This is a genomic window from Paraburkholderia fungorum, from assembly GCF_046027605.1.
GTDB classification, from domain to species: Bacteria; Pseudomonadota; Gammaproteobacteria; order Burkholderiales; family Burkholderiaceae; genus Paraburkholderia; species Paraburkholderia fungorum_F.
Genome location: NZ_JAQQEF010000006.1, coordinates 239,443 through 259,423, shown reverse-complemented (window position 1 = coordinate 259,423; position 19,981 = coordinate 239,443). Strand labels below are relative to the sequence as shown.

Here is a 19,981-nt window from a genome sequence, read left to right as displayed (position 1 = left end):
CAACCGACGAGAGGGCTGCCATACATATGTAACTCAGGCCGACAAACTTAAGGATGCATCGCGCCTTCACCTGGTCGACAGACGCGACGTCCATAGTTTGCCGCTCGCTCACTGGATGGCGAAATACGAAAACTCCTAAAAGTTATTTTTTAGCTTGAATAAGTACAAACGACATACTCCGTTTAGGACGCAAAGTGCCAAACGTCTTAAATCAACCGAGATATTTTTAGGCGATATTAGGAAGCACTCTTAATGCTTCTTAAACCAGGAGAGTCGACATTGAGCGAACAACGTGACACCGCCCGTCGAAGGGGAGATCGAGCGGGAAAGATCAGCGGGCGGCTTGATGCCGCTCGCCGGAATAGACAGGACTAACTGTCGAGGCGCACCGGAAACGTAATCTCGAAGATCGTCCCCTCGCCCTCCTGCGAGTCGAAGCGGATCTCTCCGCCCAACACCCGGCACAGTTCCTTGACGATGGCCAGACCGAGACCCGCGCCGGGAATGTCGTCCGCGGTGGCGCGCTCGAATTCCTTGAACACACGCTCACGATCCGACGCGCGAATCCCCACGCCCGTATCCGACACCCGCAAACGCCAGTGGTCGTGCTCCGCGGCGGAGATGGCCAGTTCGACCTGGCCCGCCCTGGTATATTTCGCGGCGTTGGTCAGCAGGTTGAGCGCGACCTGCTTGAGCTTCAGCCGGTTGGAAACCACGGTGTCCGGTTCGCCGCCGAAGGTGGTCTCGAGGCGCAAGCCCTTTGCTTCGATCGCCGGTCCGCACGAGGCCACCAGTTCATCGAATAGTTCGCGCAACACAACGCGCTCGGTCGTCACCGGGTTGGTATCGCCAAGCACCACCGAGTATTCGACCAGCTCGTCGACCAGCGTTTTCATGTCAGCCGCCTGGCGGTTCGCCAGTGCGAGCGCGGTGTCGATCTTCGCCGGCGCGCGACCGATCAGTTGCAGCGCCATCGAAAACACATTGAGGAAGTTGCGCAGATCGTGCACGACACTGCGCGTGATCTGCATACGCGATTCGTACAGATCGCCGACCAGCTTTTGTTTGAGCGTCAGTTCGTGATTGGCGCGCTCGATGTGCCCGGTGTAATCGTCGATCTTCCTGTCACGCTCGTTGACAACCTCCCGGATCGACGTCAGCGTGACAAAACTCACGGCTTCATCGATGAAATGCCGGGCCCGCTCCTCATGACGCCGCGTGAACGACGGCCGCGCCTCGCTGAACTCGACGATCGCGCCGGTCAGCATCTGCCGGAACAGATCGAGTTCGCGCACCAGTTCGTCGATCTGGTAACCCTGCTTCCAGCGAAGTTTGCCGTGCAGGCGCGCGTCGCGCTTGATCGCGGGCTCCAGTTCGTCGAGATCCTGGTGCTCCAGCACGCTGCAGATTTCGTCGAGAATGTTCGGGATGTGATCGGCGAGTTGTTCGTAGGTCAGCCGGCCGGATTCGGTCAACTCGACGTCGTTGAACACCGCCTTCATCCAGCGCTCGGTCAAATCGACCTGTTGCTGGCGCAAATGCGCGGCAAAAGCAGCCAACGGAAGTACGCGCGAATCCGTCATGTAGGGAACCTGGCGCCGTCTGGCGGCGAAGTAAATGTTTCGTGCCCTACCGAACGCGACTGGAGTAGACCGCGAATCGCGCCCAGGAGGCAGATCGTGGGACTTGGGCAAGCCGCCACGGCGCCTCCAGTATGCTCGATTTGAGCAACAAAAATTAACCAGGGTTTGAGCCGCTTCAGATCTTCTCGAACAGCACCTCTTGTGCGCCTTCCCACAGCACCTTGGTGCCGAGTTCGCGCAGCTTTTCGCGACCTTCGACGATGGTCAGAAAGTGATTGCCGGCCAACTGGCCCAGCTTGCTCGCGAAGCAGCACGAACCGTAGGCGAGGATGATCTCCGTTTCGCTGTAACCGCCCGGATAGAACAGGATGTCGCCAACCGACGGGTGGCTCGTATGATTTTCGAAGCCGACCGCGGCGCCGTCGTTTTCCAGTTTGAAGTCGCCAAGCGGCACCCAGCAGCCCTCGCCGCTCCAACGCACGTGGATGATCTTTTGACGGTACGGCAACAGCTTCAGGAAGGCGGCCACTGTTTGCGGCGCGTCGGGATGGGTTTCGGCGGTAAAAACGTGGCCGCAGGAGGTGATTCGAAGTCGGGTCATCGCTAGATATCCGGTGTGACGGGTTGAGTGGAATGGTCGGTCGGACGCCGGCTGGGGCCAAGCCGTAGGCGAAACATTCTGTCGGCCGGTGCAATGCTTCGACAGATACAATTGCCGCGCATCTGGTCAGGCCAGTTAAACCAGTGGCAGTAGGGAGCGCGCGTTGCACAGACTGCCGCCTGCCTCATGCGATCTGCTGTCAAATACCGCAACCCAGCAGGCGCAACGGGTACACGCATTCATACTGCACCATATATTGAACACGACGGTCAGAAAAGCGGTCGGAACAGCAGCAGGCCTGTGCATGCCAGGTCCATCACAAACTGCGCCACGAAAGTTCGTAGTTTGCAAGCCGCGCAATGCACAGCAAACTGCGAAAAGTGCATGATCCCGTTTCGGCGATTCATTAAGCTTTGCGCTCGATAACCCACCGCGGCCGGCCTCAATATTTCTGTGCCACGCGGCTGCCAGGCATCCCCGCGCTGCACAGCATGGATGTCGGCGAATGATCGCGTGCCCGCATGTGGCCCACTGCCCACCAAGCCACTTGGACCTTGCAAGCCGGTAGCCCGTATGCCGGTAGCCCGTATGCCGGCAGCCCGTACGCCGGCAGCCCGTACGCCGGCAAACCGGCCGCCCGACCCAGCCGCGCAACCCGGCTCTCAGCCGCGCAGCCGGTAGGCAAGCGGCGTCACGCCGTAGTCCCGCTTGAACTGCACGGAGAAATGACTGGCAGTCTCGAACCCAACTTCAATGGCGATTTGCAACACGGGCTGATCGGTGGCCCGCAGCAGCCTCGCGGCTTCCTCGAGCCGCAAGCGCGTGACGAACTGATGAGGCGTTTCACCGGTCTCGCGGCGGAACACCCGAGCAAAATGAAAACTGCTTAACCCGGCCAGCGCGGCCAGTTCGCCGATGGCGAGATCGGGGGCAAGATTGGCGCGAATGTAATCGGTTACACGGCGGATGCGACGTGGCACCAGGCGCTCGGGTTGTGGCGGCAGGCCGGCCTCAGCGTGACGGCCGCGCGAATAATGTTGCAACAGATGAGCGGCGAGCGCGTGAACCAGCGCGTCGACATAGAGCCGCGAGTCTGCAGGATCGCCCGCGGCGCGATGCAAGGCGCCAAGCGTCGCGGCGATCAATGGATCGTGGAACTGCATCGCATCGCCCAGCGACAGTTCGCGTGAGGCGCCCAGCTCCATCTGGTCGGCGACGCTGTCGAGCAGGCTGTGTTGCAGGTGCAAATGGACGGTCGACAGCGGCTCGTCGCCGATCGACCGCCAGCGCCACGAGATCGGCACAGGCGGTACGAACCAGAGGTCGCCCGCGCGCAGGTCGGCGCTCTCCCAGCGCCCATTCAGATTGCGCTCGAGGTGTTCGGCGCCGCTGCCGAGCGTCATCAGCGTGACGTCCTGCAGCCCGGGCGCCTCCAGCAGTTCCTGCTCGGCCGGTTCGAGGTACGAGCGCAGCACCAGGTGCCGCCACGGGCGATCCACGCTCGAGACCAGTTTCTGGCCCGCCATATAGCGGTCGTAGGCTAGCGTCGTTGTCAGCTTTGGAATTCTTGCCATCACGTCACTTCCTGGGAGGTTCCCGTATGCACATGAGCAAACCCTGCCGCACCCGCGTCGCCGGTTAAGAGGTCAAAGGCCGAGGTCAGAGCAAGATCTCAAAAATGATAGCAAGGAACCGGCTACCGTAATTTTTGGAAATAGCTAATCATTCAGGTTGTCGTCTTTCACGCGTTTCGAACGCCGGAGCTACCGTTTCATGGAACACGAATGCGATACGCTGCCGCATTGGCTGACCGGTTCGCCGCAAGGCGAAGCCAGCCACGTGTCGGCGGCTTACAACTCCGCGGTTACCGCATCACCGGCTTACCCGGCCGGCACGCGGCAAACCGGGAATTCAGCCCACGCGGCTGAAGCATCCAGGGCATCCACCCGTCCCGCATCAGGCATCGCGCCCGCAGGTTTCCTCACACTGTTTACCGAGGAGGAGATCGGCACGCCCTCGCCCGCCGCGCGCCGCGCCATGCCGGTGATCAGTCCGCTGGTGCGATTTGGCAGTGCGCAAGACCGCATCGAGTTCGTGCGGCAGCGCATCAAACAACTCGGCTTCGACTCGTTCAGCTATTCAGCCACGCGCACCACGGCGCATCACAAGACGATGTTCGTGCTGACCAGCTACGAGTCGCAGACATGGCTCACGCGCTATTTCCGCGAGCGTTATTTCGAGCTCGACCCGCGCGTCGCGCTGGCCTCGCCGACCGGCATGCCGTTCCTCTGGAACATCGCCGACATGCGCGCCGACCTGCCACGCGCGCAGATGCGCAGCGAGCGGCTCGGCGGCCTGATCGACATGCTCGAGGCCACCGGCCGCAAGAGCGGGATTCTCACGCAGATGCCGCTGCCCGAGCCGGAGTTGAGCGCGAGCCTGTGCTTCAACTCGGAGATCGGCAACCCGCGCTGGATGACCGAATCGATCGTGGCCGAAACGCTGATGTTCGCGCACACGATCCACGAATTCATCTGGACCCACGCGAAGAGCGTGATCGGCATTGCCCCCGCGCAGCAGCAGCGCGTCACGCTGAGCGAACTGCAGCATGCGGTGTTGAAGGCGGTCGTGCAGGGACAGCGCGACAAGGAGATCGCTTACTTCCTCGGGCTGTCGCCGCATAACGTCGACTATCATTTGCGGCGTTTGCGGCAATTGTTCAACGTGCGCAATCGCGTGCAGTTGATCAACGTGGCGCAGGGGTATGTGACGTAGGCGCGGGATGAAAGCGTGTCCGCGACCGGCTCGACGCATGCGCCGGCCGCGGACACGCCGACCCTCGAATTCAGCTCAGGTATCGCGTCTTGAATGATCGCGCCGTGCCAGACGATAGCCGAGACGGCGAGCGCCAACGGGTTTGCGCAAAACCATTAGCTCTTGAGCCGATACCCGGTCTTGAAGATCCACGCGACGATCACCAGAAACACCGCCAGAAACAGCGCGGTCATTCCGAGGCTGACGCCGACGTCGACGTCGGCCAGGCCATAAAAACTCCAGCGAAATCCGCTCACCAGATAAACGATCGGATTGAACAGCGTGACGACCTTCCAGAACGGCGGCAGCATATTGACCGCATAGAAACTGCCGCCGAGGAACGTAAGCGGCGTGATGATCAGGAGCGGCACGAGTTGCAGTTTCTCGAAGCTATCCGCCCAGATGCCGATAATGAAACCGAGCAGACTGAACGTGACCGCGGTCAGCACCAGAAACAGAATCATCCAGAACGGGTGCTGCACTTGCAGCGGCACGAACAGGCCGGCGGTAGCCAGAATGATCAGGCCGAGCAGAATCGACTTGGTGGCCGCTGCGCCCACATAGCTCACGACGATCTCGAGATACGACACCGGGGCCGACAGCAGCTCGTAGATCGTGCCGGTAAAACGCGGAAAGTAAATCCCGAACGATGCATTCGAAATGCTTTGCGACAGCAGTGACAGCATGATCAAGCCCGGTACGATGAACGCGCCATAACTGATGCCGTCCACTTCCTTGATACGCGAACCGATGGCCGCGCCGAACACGACAAAGTAAAGCGATGTCGAGATGACCGGCGCGATGATGCTCTGCATCAGCGTGCGCCAGGTGCGCGCCATCTCGAACTTGTAGATCGCGCGAATTGCGTAGATATTCATTGGTTACCCCGGAGCAGACTGACGAAGATGTCTTCGAGCGAACTTTGCGTCGTATGCAGATCCTTGAAGCGGATGCCGGCGTCGTCGAGCGCCTTGAGCAGCGCGATGATGTCGGTGCGCCCGCCGTCGCCCTCATACGTATAGATCAACTCGTTGCCGCCCTTGGCGACATCCAGCCCATAAGCACCCAGCGCGGGCGGCACCTGGGCGAGCGGACTCTCCAGTTGCAGCGTCAACTGCTTCTTGCCGAGTTTGCGCATCAACTCCGTCTTCTCTTCCACTAGCATGATCTCGCCCGCATTGATCACGCCGATGCGGTCCGCCATCTCCTCGGCTTCGTCGATGTAGTGCGTGGTGAGGATGATCGTCACGCCGCTCGCGGCGAGCGAGCGCACCAGCTTCCACATGTCGCGACGCAATTCGACGTCCACACCCGCCGTGGGTTCGTCGAGAAACAGCACGCGCGGTTCGTGCGAGAGCGCCTTGGCAATCAACACGCGGCGCTTCATGCCGCCCGACAGCGTAATGATCTTGCTATCGCGCTTCTCCCACAACGACAGATCCCGCAGCACCTTTTCGACGTAAGCAGGGTTTTTCGGTTTGCCGAACAGCCCGCGGCTGAACGAGACGGTTGCCCAGACGGTTTCGAACGAATCGGTGGTGAGTTCCTGCGGCACGAGGCCGATCAGCGAGCGAGCACCACGATAGTCCACCGCGATGTCGCGGCCGTCCACCATCACGCTGCCCGCGCTCGCCTTGACGATGCCGCAGATGATGCTGATAAGGGTGGTCTTGCCGGCGCCGTTGGGGCCAAGCAAGGCGAAGATTTCTCCGCGGTTGATTGCCAGATTGATGTTTTTGAGTGCATGAAAACCCGTGGCATAGGTTTTCGACAGATTCGTAACCGAGACGATTGGCTGCATGGATTCGACGATGGCAGACACCGTTATTTGATTGGGAGGAAGCAGCGCGAATGCGCGACCGCACCCGCAATGTAAAGGAAAGTGCGAAAGCGTGCAGCACGGCTTCGAATTACGGCGAACAGGGACGCCCGACAGGGTCCTTGGCTGAATCCCACGCGCAGCGCAGAAACGGTAAGCCGGCTATTTCGCTGCAGTGCAAAATAGTTCGGCTTCCGTATTGATTCAGTGAAGGCCGGCTCCCTGCCGCGAACCTGTTCATGCCGGGCGCCGTGCGACTACGGCTTAACTACGCCCGCCGGGGAAACGGCTGGAAATCACGCGCTGAATTTCATCGGACGACACCGGCTTCACCAGATGATGATCGAAGCCCGCTTCATGCGAACGCTGACGGTCGGCCGCCTGTCCATAACCGGTGACCGCAATCAGCAGCGCATTGGCCGTTGCCGCGCGCCTGCGCATTTCCTGCGCGAGTTGAAACCCGTCCATGCCGGGCAGGCCGAGATCGAGCAGGACGATCTCAGGTTCGAATTGTGCGGCGATCTCGAGCGCATGCACGGCTTCGTGCGCGATGCGCACGTCATAGCCGTCCGATTCGAGCAGGAGCGACATGGCTGTCGCGGCATCGACGCTATCGTCCACCAGCAGCAGGCGCAGCGCCGGACCCGCGCCTTGCGGCACGGTCACAGGCGCCGTGACGAGCGGATGGTCGGTTTGCGCGAGGCGCGTCAACGGCAGGCACACGATGAATTCACTGCCCTTTCCCGGGCCCGCAGAAAATGCCTCGATCGTGCCGCCATGCAGCTCGACCAGCGTGCGCGCCAACGGCAAGCCGATGCCGAGGCCGCCCTCGGAACGTTCGAGCGAACTCTCGGACTGCACGAACAGGTCGAAGATATGCGGAAGGGTGTCGGCCGCAATGCCGACGCCGTTGTCGCGCACGGTGATCTGCACGTTGTCGCTCGACTCGCGAACGTCGATCAGAATCTCGCCGTCTTGCGGCGTGTACTTGGCCGCGTTCGAGAGGATATTGCCGAGCACCTGCGCGATCCGCACGCCGTCGCCGACGATAAAAAGCGGCTCGTCAGGCATCTCGGTCCTGAGCGTGTGGCCCTTCCTCGTGAGCGTGGGCGCGGCCGTTTCAATCGCCGCCTCGATGGCGGCGGCAAGGCCGACGATCTCCTGGCGCAGCGTGATCTTGCCTTGCGTAATCCGCGCCACGTCGAGCAGATCGTCGACGAGGCGGCTCAAATGCTTGACCTGGCGGCCGATCACCGCGCGCATCGCATCGAAGTTCTGCGGCGAAGGCAAGCGGTTCGGATCGAGCAATTCGATGGCATTGCGGATCGGCGCCAACGGGTTGCGCAGTTCGTGCGCGAGCATCGCAAGGAACTCGTCCTTGCGGCGATCGGCGTCGCGCAGCACCATTTCATTGGCCTTGCGCTCCGAGATATCGTTGACGATACCGGCCAGACGGTAGATACGGTCGCGCCCATCGCGCACCGGAAAACCGCGCTCGGCGACCCAACGGATTTCGCCATCGGCGCGCACGATGCGGTATTCGATCTCATACGGAACGCCGGTTGCCAGCGCGCAATACGCGCTGCCGACCGCGGCTTCGTCGTGCGGATGAATCCGGCCCGCCCAGTGGCCCGCGCCAGGACGCGGCGCGAACGCCTCGTCGCCCCATAGCCGCCGATACGCGGGGCTCACGTACAGCAACTGGTCGGTTGACGGGTCGAGCATCCAGAACACGTCGTCGATATTTTCTGCCATCTGCCGAAAGCGCTCTTCGCTTTCACGCAACGCGCCTTCCGCGCGACGCACCCGCAACAGCGCGCGCACATGCGCGATCAGCTCGGCCGGTTCGATTGGCTCGATGAGGTAGCTGTCGGCGCCCCCGTCGAGACCGCGAATCTTGTCGATGCTCTGCACGGCCGCCGCCGAGGTCTGCAGCACGAGAATGCCGGCCGTCTCTGGCGCCGCCTTGATCTGGCGACACACTTCGAAGCCGTTGATGTCCGGCAGTTTGACGTCGAGCAGCACGAGGTCGGGCAACGAGAGCCGCGCCCGTTCGATCGCCTCGGTGCCGTTGGCGGCCTCGATCACGACAAAGCCCGCACGCGACAGAATGCGACTCTTGGCGTACCGGGCACCGTCGTTGTCGTCGACGTTCAATATGAGGGTGTGGGTCGGGTCGCTCATGGGAGATCGTTTTCCGTCGGCACATACGCCTGGATGGTCGCGGTAAAAGTGGAGCCTTTGCCCAATTCGCTTTGCAGCCCGACCGAGCCGCCCAGCAACTTGCAGAGCTTGCTGCACAGCGGCAGTCCCAGCCCCGTGCCCTTCACATAGGTCTGCAGGCGGTTTTCCACCTGCTCGAATTCCTCGAATACGCTTTGCTGATGCTCGGGCGCAATGCCGATGCCGGTATCGCTCACCGAGAAGGTCAGGCGCTGTTGAGCGGCGTCATATTCGGCCCGCACCCGTACCTCACCCCGTTCGGTGAACTTTAGCGCATTGGATATGAAATTGCGGAGAATCTGCGAGACCTTGCCTTCGTCGGCGCAAACCGGCGGGATGTCGTCGCAAGGATCGAACAGCAATTCGACATCGCTCGCCGGCAAGAGCGGACGCAACATGCCGCGCAATGCCGAAAACAGATTGGCGACTTCGAATTCGACGGGCCGCAGTTCGATCTTGCCCGCCTCGATCTTCGCGATATCGAGCAGGTCGTCGACGGTTTCGGACAGTTCCTCGGCGGCTTTGCGGATGAAGCGCACCTGCTTGGCCTGCTCGTCGGTCAACTCGCCATCCGCACGGTCCATCAGCAGCTTCGACAACGCGCGAATCGAATACAGCGGCGAGCGGAATTCGTGGCTCATGTTCGACAGGAAGCGCGATTTCGCTTCGTCGGCCCGCCGCAGGTGGTCGGCGCGCTCGTCCAGTTCGGCATAAAGCGCGACTACGCCGCGATTGGTGTCCTCAAGCTCGCGCGTGAGCCGGACCAGCTCTTCCTGACGTTCCCGCAAATCGCTCAGCGCGTTGACCAGCTCGCGGTTTTGCCGCTGGACTTCATCGAACGAACCTTGCGCGCCCGACGCGGCCGCCCCTTCGGCAAGCGCGGCTGCGGTAGCCACGGCGGCGGCGGTGGGACGCGACGCCTGCTCCGGCAAGTGCTTGATCAAGGTCACGACGGCGTCGCCCGCGGCGTCTTCGAACAGGCACGCATCCATCAGACGCTGAGCCGCGAGCACGCCCATGACGCCGGCCGGCTCTTCAGCATCGGCGGGACGAGCGGCGCCGGCGGCCCCTCCGCGGAGGTGATCGAGCGTGGTTGCGGGCGCAACGAAACGGATCAGCAAGCCTTGCGGGCGGCTCGCTTCGTCGAGCAGAAATTCGGCGTGCCCGTGCGACGTGGCGCTCAGCACACTACGCGCGACTTCGAGCACCGAGGTGGCAATGCGGGTTTGATCGTGGGCGGTGAAGGCAAGCGCTTCGCCAAGTTCGCGCGCGCGCCGGCGCGCGGCAACCACGGCGAACTCGCTGTCGATCGGCATCGCATGGAGTGTTTCGGCCATCACAGAGACTCTGCTTGAAGGGCACGCGCGACGAACACCGTGACGTCGTCGCTGCCGCGCGTGAAGTCGCGATACAGTGTAGCGGCGACCAGGGTCGGGTGGCGCAGCGTGAGCCCCGGATAGCGGCTCAAATCCCAACGCGTGGCGAGACCGTCCGAGTGCAGGATCAGCAGAGCGTCTTGCGGCCAGTCGACCTGAAACTCCTGCGCCTTGCGCAATTGATGGCCGACGATACCGGCGTGCGACACCAGATGACGGTGACCGTAGGGCGTCCAGACGCTCGCGGCGATGTTGCCCACGCCGCAAAAGCGCGCGACGCTGGGCGCGCCATGCGCGGCGGCCTGCGTCGGGATACGCGCGACGCCGAGCGCCGCGCCGCGGGTGGGCCGCAGCGCTTCATGCGAGGCCACGACGATCTCCTCGACGCTCGACGGCCCGAGCCGGGCAAACGTGGCGGTCGCGGCCACGGCCGCGGTATTCGCCAATGCGCCGTGGCCAAGTCCGTCGGCGACCATCACCGTGAATTCGTCCTCCGTGTAGCCGCACGTCCATGCGTCGCCGCAAAACGTCTCGCCCTGCAACGGCAGATTGATCGCGCCGTATTCAATCGGCCCGCGAGGCTCCGCAGCCGCCGGGCCGGCCTCGGCCCAGACCACGAGGCGCAGCACCGTGCCCAGGCCCGGGGCGCTCCAGATGTCGAGCTCGTCGGCGAGGCGTTGAATCGCGCCCATGCCGTTGCCCGGACTGCCGGCGGTCGTATAGCCGTCGACGAAACACATATGCAGATCGTGAATCCCCGGACCGCTGTCGATCGCGAGCAGCTCGATGCCGTAACGCGACGGCGCCTCGCTGATCGGCCGCACCAGCAATTCGCCACGCTGCGCGTGCTTGAGCTGATTGGTCGCGCATTCGGTCACGATGATCGCCAGCCTGCCGATCACCGTTTCGCTGCAGCCGGTGCGATGCGCCAATTGACTGATACCGCGGCGCGCGTACGAAACCTGGCTCGGATCGCCGATTTCGAAACGCTGTTGGGTCGCGCTCAACCCGTTCAGAACGGCTTCCATTTGGTCACTGAAATATGAGTACCCTCGCCTGGCGCCGAGCGGATTTCAAACTCGTCGCACAGCCGTTTCGCGCCGCCGAGCCCGAGGCCCAGACCATTGCCGCTGGTATAGCCGTCGGTCAGCGCTTTTTGAATATCGGCGATGCCCGGCCCGTTGTCGACGAATTCGAGGCGCAAGCCGGTGCGCCCATTACGCTGAACGATATAAAAGTGTACGTCGCCGCCCCCGCCGTACGTGAGCGTGTTGCGGGCAAGTTCACTCGCCGCGGTGACGAATTTCGTCTGATCGATTAACGACATGCCTAGCGCAACGGCTTTTTCGCGTACGAGACGGCGTAAGCGCACGATCTGCTCGTCCGAGCGGATCGGCAGGATCTCCTCGGGAGGCTGGCCGTCAGGACCAGCCGGGCCACTCGGGGCGGACGCGTCGCCGTTACCCGTCATGGAGGAGAGAGGCACGCTGTCGCGCGGCCGGCCGGGAATGGCGCTCAAAGCGGTTCCGTACCGGTCAGCAACGCCATGCCCTTCTCGACGTTCAGCGCGGTGCGTACACCGGGCAGCGCCAGACCGAGTTCGACCAGCGTGATCGCGACGGACGGCTGCATGCCGACCACCACGGTTTCGGCGTCAAGCACGCGCGCCATCGCCGCCGTGTCGCCGATCATCCGGCCAATGAACGAATCCACCACGTCGAGCGATGAAATATCGATCAGCACGCCTTTGGCGCGGTCTTTGACGATGCGGCTGGTCAGATCGTCCTGCAAGGTCATCGCAAGCCCGTCGTGCATGTCTACCTGGATGGTGACAAGCAGCAGCTTGCCCATCCGCAAAATTGGAATGCGTTCCATCGCCGGGTCCGGTTGGTGGTCGCGTGAGCCGGCGTCAGTCGCCGGTGAACGGGTTGCCGCGCAATGCGCCTGGCGAACCGGAGATACTCGGGGCCGAGGCATGACGATCGCCGTTCGAGAGTGACCTGCCAGTGCGTTGCAGCGCGATGACGAACGCATCGGCAAGCGTGGCCTTGGTGATCACGTTCGACAGATTCACACCCAGATGAACGATGGTCTGCGCGATTTGCGGCCGGATCCCGCTGATGATGCAATCGGCGCCCATCAGCCGCGCGGCTGCGACGGTCTTGAGCAGATGTTGTGCGACGAGGGTATCGACAGTCGGCACGCCCGTGATGTCGATGATCGCGATCGCGGCGCCGGTCTCGACGATCTTCTGCAGCAGGCTTTCCATCACCACCTGAGTGCGTGCCGAGTCTAGCGTGCCGATCAGCGGCAGCGCGAGAATGCCTTCCCACAGCTGCACGACCGGCGTGGACAGTTCCAGCAGTTCCTGCTGCTGGCGCACGATGACCTGTTCACGGCTCGTCTGGAAAACTTCCGTGGTGTAGAGCCCGAGCGCGTCGAACAGGCTGCCGATGGTCCAGGTCAGTTCCGCCAGCGTGGCGGGATCGTTCGCCAACTCGCTGCGCAAGCGTGCAAAGAGCGGTTCCTTCAACGAAAACACGAACATGGCGGTTTCAACCGGCGTGAAACCCTGCCGCGCGCGTTGCGTGGAGACTTCCGCGAGCAGGCCGCGCACGTCGTCCCACGCCGGGGCCCTGAAGTCGACACGGTCGGACGCACCCAGCGCGGCGCAGGTCAACGCGACGAACTGCCCGAACTGGTTGCGCAATTGCGCTTCGGTGACACCGCCGCGGCGCGCAGCGATCGCGTATTGCTGGGCGACCCATTCGCCCAGTAACTCGCTTTGCCGATCATTGAATAGTTGGGCGAGACGCGTTCCGCCGAGTGTTTCCATACAAGTTTCCCCAGTCGTTTACCAGCAGGCGGCGCAGGCGCCGGGCCGTGTACTTTTACTCGTGTTCAAACGTGCTGCCGATTGAGCGCCTTGGACTCTAGCATGGGGTGGAACGCCTTAACAATGCTACCGCCCCGATTCGTATGCAAGCACTATCGGCCGCGTCGCGGAGGCGCTGGATGAGCGCTTTGAATCGGCTGCTTTTACATGATACGGTGATCGCGCGGCATGGAGTCAGGTAACTATTGCTTGTCGCTATGGACATTCCCGGCGTTCGATGTCGGCATCCTCATTGATGCGAGGCCGGCTGCCGCACTTGAGCCAAACGTTTGCCCGATTTTGATTTGCCTCCCGATTCCTTCCGCGGGATCGGTCGTCATTACTTCGGATAACTACCGTTACGCCCCGTCTTGCAGTGCGGTGGCGGGAACGCGTCATGCTCGATTTTCACCAACCTGCTGCGGAGTCCAGCGCTCGATTGGAACCCGGAATGGCGGTGCGTCCTGGAACACGTCGCTGCATTTCATCTCGATGCTCCGGCGCGCGCGAGGCACACCGCTTGCGGCAGTCTCTTCATGTGAGCGACATGCGCTTGCGTGACGTTAATCGAACTCTATGGAGGTGGATCATGAAACACATTACCAGGACGATTTTTGCTTCGGCTCTCGTGATGGCCCTGTCGGGCGGAGTTTATGCCCAGGCAGGCGGCGGAGCAGGCGGTGGCGGTGGTGCCGGCGGCGGCGCGGGTGGCGGGAATGGCATCGGCGCGGGCGGCGGCAATACCGGCGGCGCAGGCGGTGTCGCGACACCGGGAGCCGGCACGGGCACGATGAAGAGCCCGAGCGAGTCGGGCTACGGCTCGCCGGGTGTAACCGGCACCGGTGGGGGCATGGGCACGGGGACGGGTGCGTCGCCCAACAGCCCTTCGATGAACCGGTCGAATAGCGGCATGAGCAACGGTACGAGCAATGGCATGAGCAACGGTACGCGTAGCGGCACGGGCAACGGCATGAACAACGGCACGATGCAAAACGGTCAGTAGAAGCCTTGCAACTGTATTGAGAGAAGTCGCCTCAAACGGGGCGGCGGCGCTCGGATAATGCGCCGCCGCCCCCTTTCTTCTAGAAGATTTGGATGAAAACGCGCAGACGTCAGCATCAGGGTTCGGCGCACGCGAAACTGCTGGCGAGATTCACATTGCCCTTCCCGGTGTAGCGTGGAAACAGCGGGTAACGGCACAACGGACGCGAGCGGCCGTTGGTTGCTGCCGCGATATCCGTGGCAGTCAACGTTTCGGGCGATGTGCCACGCGTCACCCAGTTGTCGAGCACACCCAACAGATCCACCGATGGGATGAACGCCCCGCTGCCGTGCTGAAAACCCGGCACCATATAGAGTCGCATGAACGCATTGACCTGGTCGGCGCCGAAGCGATCGATCAGCGCCTCGTAGTAGGCGATCGTCTGGTTCGGGCTGATGACTTCGTCGGCGAGGCCTTGCAGCGTGATGAGCTTGCCGCCGTGCGCGATGTAACGCGAGAGGTCGGGGTTCATCGAACCGATCGTCTGTGAAAGCGTGACGAGTTGCGCGCGATATTGGCCCGGATGCTGTGGGTCGAACTTGAGCGAGTCGAACGCCGCGTCTCGCGTCACGAAATAGCGGACGTAACCGTCGCCCTGCGCGAACAGGTAACCGTTGGCGAAAAAGGTCGGCACCTGCAAGCGCCCGGCTTGATGCGCGAGCCCAAGCAGGCCCGTCAGACGCGTACCTTGAAAGACGTTGTAGCCGCGATAGCCGGTCACGTCCCACGCCAGCCTGTAGGGCAACGACAGGCCGTCACGCATTGCCAGCAAGGTGGCAAGTTGCGCGTCAGTGAGGCACTCGTCGTGCGAGGGCGTGCGTCCGGCGCAGCGCAACGAAGCGATGATGTCCGCTTCCTGCTCCCGGCAGCCGGCCACGTCGCTGACAATGCCGTCCGGCGCGCCGTCGAGCCGGTCGCACATCGCGAGCGTGCGTTGATACACGTGTTCGAGCAACAGAGGCGGAATGAAGCCCCCGGGCGTGGCGTATTCCGCCTGACCGAGCTTGACGCCCATCAGCCGCACGCCGGAAAAATTCAGCGCCGGCGAATTGGCGATCACGCCGTCGTAGTCGTCGGGATAGCGTTGGATCACCGTGTAGCCTTCGCGCCCGCCCGTCGAGCCGCCGGCAAAATACATCCGTTGCGGCGGCCGGCCGTAAGCGCGCGCAATGAGGGCGAGCGCGGCGTCGTGCGTTTTCTTCAGATGCGCGTAGCCGAAATTCGTCACCGCTTCATCGACGAGGCCGAACACCGCAAGCGATGAATCGCCCACATGCCCCGAGTCGTCGCCGAAAGTCGCATAGCCTTGCGCGAGCGGCGCGCGATCCGGAGAGAACGGCATCACGCCCGTGCCGCTCACCACCACGCCGTTATAGCCCCCGCCGCCGATCTGCAACGCACGACCGTTCCAGCGGCGCGGCAGATTCAGGTCGAAGCGGATATCGGGCGTGCTGGCCTTGAGCGCCTTGATACGGCCGGTGATGCGGCAATATTCGCCGCCTTGCTGATTGCCGGGTGCCGTGGCGGCCACCATCGCCGCGCTTTCAATCTGCACGCCGGCAGTGGGCAACGCGATCAGTTCGGGCGGCAGCACCGCCCCCGCGAATTCCGCGCAACGCATGGCGAGCGGCGCTTCGTTCGCTGCAGCAAACGCTTCTGGGGTGCTCATCAGCCATAGCACTGCGCCGGCAACCGCGACGAGCGTGCGTGAACCCAGCTTGAAACCCGCGCGACGCACCCGCGCCCTCATCCGAAACCCGCGCCCTTGGCAGCCGTGCGCGATTGCTGCCCTTTCCAGTCGTTCCAGCCGCGCGCGATCATCAGCAGCGCGCCGATCGCGACGAGGTCGCCGCCGAGTCCGATCAACGTGCCGCGAAAACCGTGAAAGGTATGCGGCGTCGCCGTATCGACGATCAATGACACCAGCGTGCCGCCGACGAAACACACGAGCCCGGTACGGCCCACCGTCACCACGGCCGGCAAGCGCTCCGCGAGCCACGCGATGCTGCCCCTGCGCACGAACTGCGCGGCGAGCCAGGCGATGACGATGAAGTTGATCACACGGTCCACGGAAAGGTTCTGTTTAAGCGTGCCGGGCAGCGGCTGCGTGAGCACGAAGAGTTTGACGATGGCAAACGCCAGCACCGCGACCACCGCGGCGCGCGTGAACCAGCGCGCCGTGCGGGTGGCGTGAAAGCGCTCGCTGATGGGCCGCACCCGGCACAGCATGCCGAGCACGAACATCAGCTGCCATGCAAACGGATTAAAAGCCCAGCTGGCCACGTCGTCAATGCTGAATAACGCGGCCAGTGGCCGGGCGAACACCCAGATCGTCACGCTCAAACCCAGCGCCGCGAGTGACGAGCGGCGCGCCAGCGGCACCATGAACGGTACGCATAGCGCAAAGATCACGTACATGGGGAGCACACTGGAGAGATACGGCTGGCGCCGCAGCACGGCAATATCGAACGCCTCGCGCAACGGCTGAACCACGAACGGCGGCCAGCCGGTCAGGTCCACCATCGGCTGGTTCAGGTGCAATAGTGCGAGCACGGCGCCGGACAACAGCGTCAGTACGGCCGTGAGCAGATAGGCGCGATAGATCTCCCAGCAGCGTCTGACGAAACGCAGCTTCGCGGCACTCTCGCCGCGGCCCGCGAGCACTGCCGTATACGCCGCCGCCGACGCATAGCCGCCGAGGAACACGAACACTTCGGCCGAGTCGCACAACGCATACGCGTGCAACATCAGATGCGACAGCGCGCTGCCCGGAATGTGATCCAGCACGATGACGATCAACACGACGCCGCGGAAAAAATCCACTTCGATCGAGCGTCCGCGGCGGGTGTCCATTCAGGTTCTCGCAAGATGGCGCATGCATCTGATGCGCCGTGACAAGCGGTTGTGTACCGCTGTTTCCGGTAGGAACTCCATCAGAATAAAACGTTCCCAGCGATGCCGTGCACCTCGTCGACACGCGCTGACAAGCACCCTCTAGATACATGCGCAGTGGCAGCAATCTGAAATTCAGTTGTCGGCGTGCGGTAATACTGAGTCGTCACGTCTGCTCCTGCGCGGCAAAATTTGCGGCAAGTTTTGCGGCTTTTAATGGATCAGGCACGGGCGCGTCGGTAAGGGTCACGGAAAAAAATCATCAATTGCCGTGCGCGATTTTTTTCGCTTTTTTTCATCGTAGGATGGCTTCATGCACGACCGTCGGGCATCCCGCGTTTTCGCGCGATGCCACCTGTCGACGGCGGCCACTCATGTGGACCGGACACGCTGCCCGGCTGATCTTCGCCCGGCCGGCCTGCCGAGCGTCCTGACGACGCTTTCTATTTGCGCGGCTGACGTTGCCGTCGCCAATGTGCTCCGGTCCTTCCACTATCGCCTTGAACGCGGCACCTTGCGCGCCGCCTTCGCATTGGAAGACGACCACATGAACAACAGGATTGCCGGCTTCGACGGATTGCGAGCGATTGCAGTCCTGATGGTCTTTTTTCAACACCGTCTATTCGGCGACATTGGCGAGATCGGCCACCTCGGCGTGTGGATCTTCTTCGCGCTGAGCGGCTTTCTGATCATCGGCATTCTGTCCGCGCAACGCGGGCGCATCGAAACGAACAGCAGCCGGTTCGGCGCTGAGCTGAAGCGCTTCCTCTTTCGGCGTACGTTGCGCATCTTTCCGATCTACTACCTGATGCTCGTGGTGATGTGCGTGCTGATGGCGTTCGGCATGGCGAGTCCCGAACTGGCGAGCGGCATGCCGTTTCATTTCGCTTATCTGTCGAACGTCTGGATCGGCTCCGTGCTGCATTACTGGCCGGGGCGTTATTCGCATCTCTGGAGTCTCGCGATCGAAGAGCAGTTCTATCTCGTGTTTGCGCCGTTACTGCTGGTGGTTGCGGTGCGGCGTCATCGCGCGGTCTGTCTGACGATCGTCGCCGTCGGACTGGTTTCGTTGCAGGCGATGCGTGCGGCACAGTGGCAGGACATCACGATCTATACGCATCCGCTAACCAACTTCTGGCTGCTGGCATTGGGCGGCCTTGGCGGCTTGATGATCGCTGGGAAAGAGAGCCGTTTGCGTGTCATGCTCGGACACGGCGTGACGCTGTTCGTTTTGAGTGTTTGCCTGGTGGGGTTTTGCGCCACTGAGCCGGTGTGGAGTCAGTTGAACAACTCATTCGCCTTCACGACGGTCAGCGCCTTGTATGGCGTCTCTATCGCGGCGCTGGTGTGTTCGATTGCGTGTTGCCGGAACGCGGCAGTGATCGGCCTGCTTGAAACCGGCTGGCTGGTGAACTTTGGCCGCATCAGTTACGGCTTTTATCTCTATCACAATCTGATTCCGGACCTGACCCGCAACCATCGCGCCACGGCATTCTTCGGCGGGACCGTGCCGATGTGGGCACATGTCACCGGGATTGTCGCGTCGTTCCTGATTTCGCTGACGATGGCCGTGCTGTCCTGGCGGTTGATCGAAGCACCGATCCTGCGCCTGAAGACACGGCGCACGCCGGCGGCGGTGGACCGCGCAAGTCCCGGGGCTGCGCAAACGCCGGCCATGTTCGCCGCCAGCACCAGGCGTGCGTCGAGAAATGAAGGCGCCGCTTCAGATGCCGCCGCTTCAGATCCCGTTTAAAGCAGCCGGGCCTTACGTTCCACTTTCATGTGATTTGAGTAAGGGCACGGTATCATGCTGCCTCACTTAGCCGGCTGCTCCACCCTTGCGCGACACGCGGGCACTGAACAGACCGAACGATAAAAACAAGCCACTGTCCGCGCGAAATCTGCTCCGTCCGATCAGCGCGCCCGGCTCGGGGACTTCAACCATGTTTCATTTCAGTTTTGCCAACGGGGTACTTGGGCCGAGCCTGCAGGCACTCAGCGTTGCCGCGCTGCTTGGCATCGTTGCGGCGCTGTTGCTGGGGGGGATGGTCAAGGGCGTGGTCAGTATCGGCGTGCCGCTGGTTGCCATGCCGATTCTCAGCCAGTTCCTGCCGATCAAGGAGGCTGTTCTACTTCTGTCGATGCCGATCATTCTCGGCAATATTCCCCAGGCATTGGAGGGCGGCGATATGCTGCCGACGCTCAAGCGGATTGGCGCGCCGTTGATCGGTACCGTGATCGGCAACATCGTCGGTGTGAGCGTGTTGATTTCGCTAGCGCCTCATCGCGCGCAGGCGGCCGCCGGCTTATTGCTGATTGTCGCGGCGCTGCTCCTGCTGCTTTCGCCGCGGCTGACGTTGTCGCCGGCGTGGGCGAAACCCGCAGGCTTCGTATTGGGATTCGGCGCGGCGGTGATGGAGAGCATCGCTTCGGTGCCGGGGCCGTTGCTGGCGATGTACCTGATCGCCACGGGCGCCACGGGCAAAGTCTTTACGAAGCAGATCGCGATTATTCTGGTGGTTTCGATTATCACGCTAGTTGCCACTTTTAGCGGCGGCGCGCATGCCAGCTGGAGCGATCTGGTTATTTCGGTCTGCGCGAGTGTGCCGGTGATCGCGGGAATACTCCTCGTGCGACCGCTCAGAGACCGGTTGCCGCCGGGCGCGTTTCGCGTGCTGGTGCTGGTGTTCGTTCTGGCAGCCGCCGCGCAGATGGTTTGGAAATCCGGGGTTCTATAGGGTCTGGTATCGCGCTTG

17 protein-coding genes are annotated in these 19,981 nt (G+C 62.4%); 4 read left to right on the top strand and 13 right to left on the bottom strand.

Annotated features, from left to right (window positions below; all coding sequences use genetic code 11):
* Positions 1 to 371: 371 nt before the first annotated feature.
* The 3 genes from PQR53_RS13295 to PQR53_RS13285 all read right to left on the bottom strand — a co-directional run bounded on the left by PQR53_RS13295 (position 372) and on the right by PQR53_RS13285 (position 3,758).
* Complete coding sequence (locus tag PQR53_RS13295) at positions 372 to 1,583, bottom strand: sensor histidine kinase (RefSeq protein WP_408454142.1); 1,212 nt, start codon at positions 1,581 to 1,583, stop codon at positions 372 to 374.
* Positions 1,584 to 1,758: 175 nt separating this feature from the next.
* Positions 1,759 to 2,184 (bottom strand): DUF3830 family protein, encoded by a 426-nt coding sequence (locus PQR53_RS13290; RefSeq protein WP_179738326.1) that lies wholly within the window; start codon positions 2,182 to 2,184, stop codon positions 1,759 to 1,761.
* 662 nt (positions 2,185 to 2,846) lie between these two features.
* On the bottom strand, positions 2,847 to 3,758 hold the full coding sequence (locus PQR53_RS13285) for a helix-turn-helix domain-containing protein (RefSeq protein ID WP_408454140.1): 912 nt from the start codon (positions 3,756 to 3,758) through the stop codon (positions 2,847 to 2,849).
* A gap of 199 nt (positions 3,759 to 3,957) precedes the next feature.
* Between PQR53_RS13285 and PQR53_RS13280 the strand changes: the two genes are divergently transcribed.
* Positions 3,958 to 4,959: a helix-turn-helix transcriptional regulator gene (locus PQR53_RS13280; protein WP_408454137.1), complete on the top strand. Its 1,002-nt coding sequence runs from the start codon at positions 3,958 to 3,960 to the stop codon at positions 4,957 to 4,959.
* Between the two features lie 155 nt (positions 4,960 to 5,114).
* On the opposite strand, the gene PQR53_RS13275 is transcribed toward PQR53_RS13280, so the two are convergent.
* The 8 genes from PQR53_RS13275 to PQR53_RS13240 all read right to left on the bottom strand — a co-directional run bounded on the left by PQR53_RS13275 (position 5,115) and on the right by PQR53_RS13240 (position 13,252).
* Positions 5,115 to 5,876, bottom strand: coding sequence for an ABC transporter permease (locus tag PQR53_RS13275; protein ID WP_093633049.1), 762 nt, complete (start codon positions 5,874 to 5,876; stop codon positions 5,115 to 5,117).
* The gene (locus tag PQR53_RS13270; protein WP_408454320.1) at positions 5,873 to 6,799 is read right to left on the bottom strand and encodes an ABC transporter ATP-binding protein; all 927 of its coding nucleotides are present in this window, start codon (positions 6,797 to 6,799) and stop codon (positions 5,873 to 5,875) included. Before PQR53_RS13270 ends, PQR53_RS13275 begins: the two co-directional genes overlap by 4 nt.
* A gap of 282 nt (positions 6,800 to 7,081) precedes the next feature.
* Positions 7,082 to 9,001, bottom strand: a complete 1,920-nt coding sequence (locus PQR53_RS13265; RefSeq protein ID WP_408454134.1) for a hybrid sensor histidine kinase/response regulator — start codon at positions 8,999 to 9,001, stop codon at positions 7,082 to 7,084.
* Positions 8,998 to 10,377, bottom strand: a complete 1,380-nt coding sequence (locus PQR53_RS13260) for a sensor histidine kinase (protein WP_408454131.1) — start codon at positions 10,375 to 10,377, stop codon at positions 8,998 to 9,000. The genes PQR53_RS13265 and PQR53_RS13260 overlap by 4 nt, the downstream gene beginning before the upstream one ends.
* Positions 10,377 to 11,444: an anti-sigma regulatory factor gene (locus PQR53_RS13255; RefSeq protein WP_408454128.1), complete on the bottom strand. Its 1,068-nt coding sequence runs from the start codon at positions 11,442 to 11,444 to the stop codon at positions 10,377 to 10,379. The genes PQR53_RS13260 and PQR53_RS13255 overlap by 1 nt, the downstream gene beginning before the upstream one ends.
* On the bottom strand, positions 11,429 to 11,935 hold the full coding sequence (locus PQR53_RS13250; protein WP_408454125.1) for an anti-sigma regulatory factor: 507 nt from the start codon (positions 11,933 to 11,935) through the stop codon (positions 11,429 to 11,431). The genes PQR53_RS13255 and PQR53_RS13250 overlap by 16 nt, the downstream gene beginning before the upstream one ends.
* Positions 11,932 to 12,291, bottom strand: coding sequence for an STAS domain-containing protein (locus PQR53_RS13245; protein ID WP_408454122.1), 360 nt, complete (start codon positions 12,289 to 12,291; stop codon positions 11,932 to 11,934). Before PQR53_RS13245 ends, PQR53_RS13250 begins: the two co-directional genes overlap by 4 nt.
* A 34-nt stretch (positions 12,292 to 12,325) precedes the next feature.
* Complete coding sequence (locus PQR53_RS13240; protein ID WP_408454119.1) at positions 12,326 to 13,252, bottom strand: STAS domain-containing protein; 927 nt, start codon at positions 13,250 to 13,252, stop codon at positions 12,326 to 12,328.
* A gap of 628 nt (positions 13,253 to 13,880) precedes the next feature.
* On the opposite strand from PQR53_RS13240, the gene PQR53_RS13235 reads away from it, so the two are divergent.
* Entirely contained in the window at positions 13,881 to 14,294 is a 414-nt protein-coding gene (locus PQR53_RS13235) for a hypothetical protein (protein ID WP_408454116.1), read from the top strand.
* Between the two features lie 115 nt (positions 14,295 to 14,409).
* On the opposite strand, the gene PQR53_RS13230 is transcribed toward PQR53_RS13235, so the two are convergent.
* A complete protein-coding gene (locus tag PQR53_RS13230) occupies positions 14,410 to 16,002 on the bottom strand; it encodes a tannase/feruloyl esterase family alpha/beta hydrolase (protein ID WP_408454113.1) in 1,593 nt (530 codons plus the stop codon).
* A 77-nt stretch (positions 16,003 to 16,079) separates the two neighbouring features.
* On the bottom strand, positions 16,080 to 17,186 hold the full coding sequence (locus tag PQR53_RS13225; protein WP_408454110.1) for an OpgC domain-containing protein: 1,107 nt from the start codon (positions 17,184 to 17,186) through the stop codon (positions 16,080 to 16,082).
* 586 nt (positions 17,187 to 17,772) lie between these two features.
* Between PQR53_RS13225 and PQR53_RS13220 the strand changes: the two genes are divergently transcribed.
* Together PQR53_RS13220 and PQR53_RS13215 are read left to right on the top strand one after the other, a co-directional pair.
* Entirely contained in the window at positions 17,773 to 18,978 is a 1,206-nt protein-coding gene (locus tag PQR53_RS13220) for an acyltransferase family protein (protein WP_408454107.1), read from the top strand.
* Between the two features lie 190 nt (positions 18,979 to 19,168).
* Positions 19,169 to 19,963, top strand: a complete 795-nt coding sequence (locus tag PQR53_RS13215; RefSeq protein WP_408454104.1) for a TSUP family transporter — start codon at positions 19,169 to 19,171, stop codon at positions 19,961 to 19,963.
* Positions 19,964 to 19,981 lie beyond the last annotated feature (18 nt).

What these genes read in the sequence shown, in the direction of transcription:
- PQR53_RS13265 (WP_408454134.1), bottom strand. Translation starts at nt 9,001, where the DNA reads ATGAGCGACCCGACCCACACCCTCATATTGAACGTCGACGACAACGAC.
- PQR53_RS13290 (WP_179738326.1), bottom strand. Translation starts at nt 2,184, where the DNA reads ATGACCCGACTTCGAATCACCTCCTGCGGCCACGTTTTTACCGCCGAA.
- PQR53_RS13230 (WP_408454113.1), bottom strand. Translation starts at nt 16,002, where the DNA reads ATGAGCACCCCAGAAGCGTTTGCTGCAGCGAACGAAGCGCCGCTCGCC.
- PQR53_RS13215 (WP_408454104.1), top strand. Translation starts at nt 19,169, where the DNA reads ATGTTTCATTTCAGTTTTGCCAACGGGGTACTTGGGCCGAGCCTGCAG.
- PQR53_RS13220 (WP_408454107.1), top strand. Translation starts at nt 17,773, where the DNA reads ATGAACAACAGGATTGCCGGCTTCGACGGATTGCGAGCGATTGCAGTC.
- PQR53_RS13260 (WP_408454131.1), bottom strand. Translation starts at nt 10,377, where the DNA reads ATGGCCGAAACACTCCATGCGATGCCGATCGACAGCGAGTTCGCCGTG.
- PQR53_RS13240 (WP_408454119.1), bottom strand. Translation starts at nt 13,252, where the DNA reads ATGGAAACACTCGGCGGAACGCGTCTCGCCCAACTATTCAATGATCGG.
- PQR53_RS13225 (WP_408454110.1), bottom strand. Translation starts at nt 17,186, where the DNA reads ATGGACACCCGCCGCGGACGCTCGATCGAAGTGGATTTTTTCCGCGGC.
- PQR53_RS13270 (WP_408454320.1), bottom strand. Translation starts at nt 6,799, where the DNA reads ATGCAGCCAATCGTCTCGGTTACGAATCTGTCGAAAACCTATGCCACG.
- PQR53_RS13255 (WP_408454128.1), bottom strand. Translation starts at nt 11,444, where the DNA reads ATGGAAGCCGTTCTGAACGGGTTGAGCGCGACCCAACAGCGTTTCGAA.
- PQR53_RS13245 (WP_408454122.1), bottom strand. Translation starts at nt 12,291, where the DNA reads ATGGAACGCATTCCAATTTTGCGGATGGGCAAGCTGCTGCTTGTCACC.
- PQR53_RS13235 (WP_408454116.1), top strand. Translation starts at nt 13,881, where the DNA reads ATGAAACACATTACCAGGACGATTTTTGCTTCGGCTCTCGTGATGGCC.
- PQR53_RS13295 (WP_408454142.1), bottom strand. Translation starts at nt 1,583, where the DNA reads ATGACGGATTCGCGCGTACTTCCGTTGGCTGCTTTTGCCGCGCATTTG.
- PQR53_RS13280 (WP_408454137.1), top strand. Translation starts at nt 3,958, where the DNA reads ATGGAACACGAATGCGATACGCTGCCGCATTGGCTGACCGGTTCGCCG.
- PQR53_RS13275 (WP_093633049.1), bottom strand. Translation starts at nt 5,876, where the DNA reads ATGAATATCTACGCAATTCGCGCGATCTACAAGTTCGAGATGGCGCGC.
- PQR53_RS13285 (WP_408454140.1), bottom strand. Translation starts at nt 3,758, where the DNA reads ATGGCAAGAATTCCAAAGCTGACAACGACGCTAGCCTACGACCGCTAT.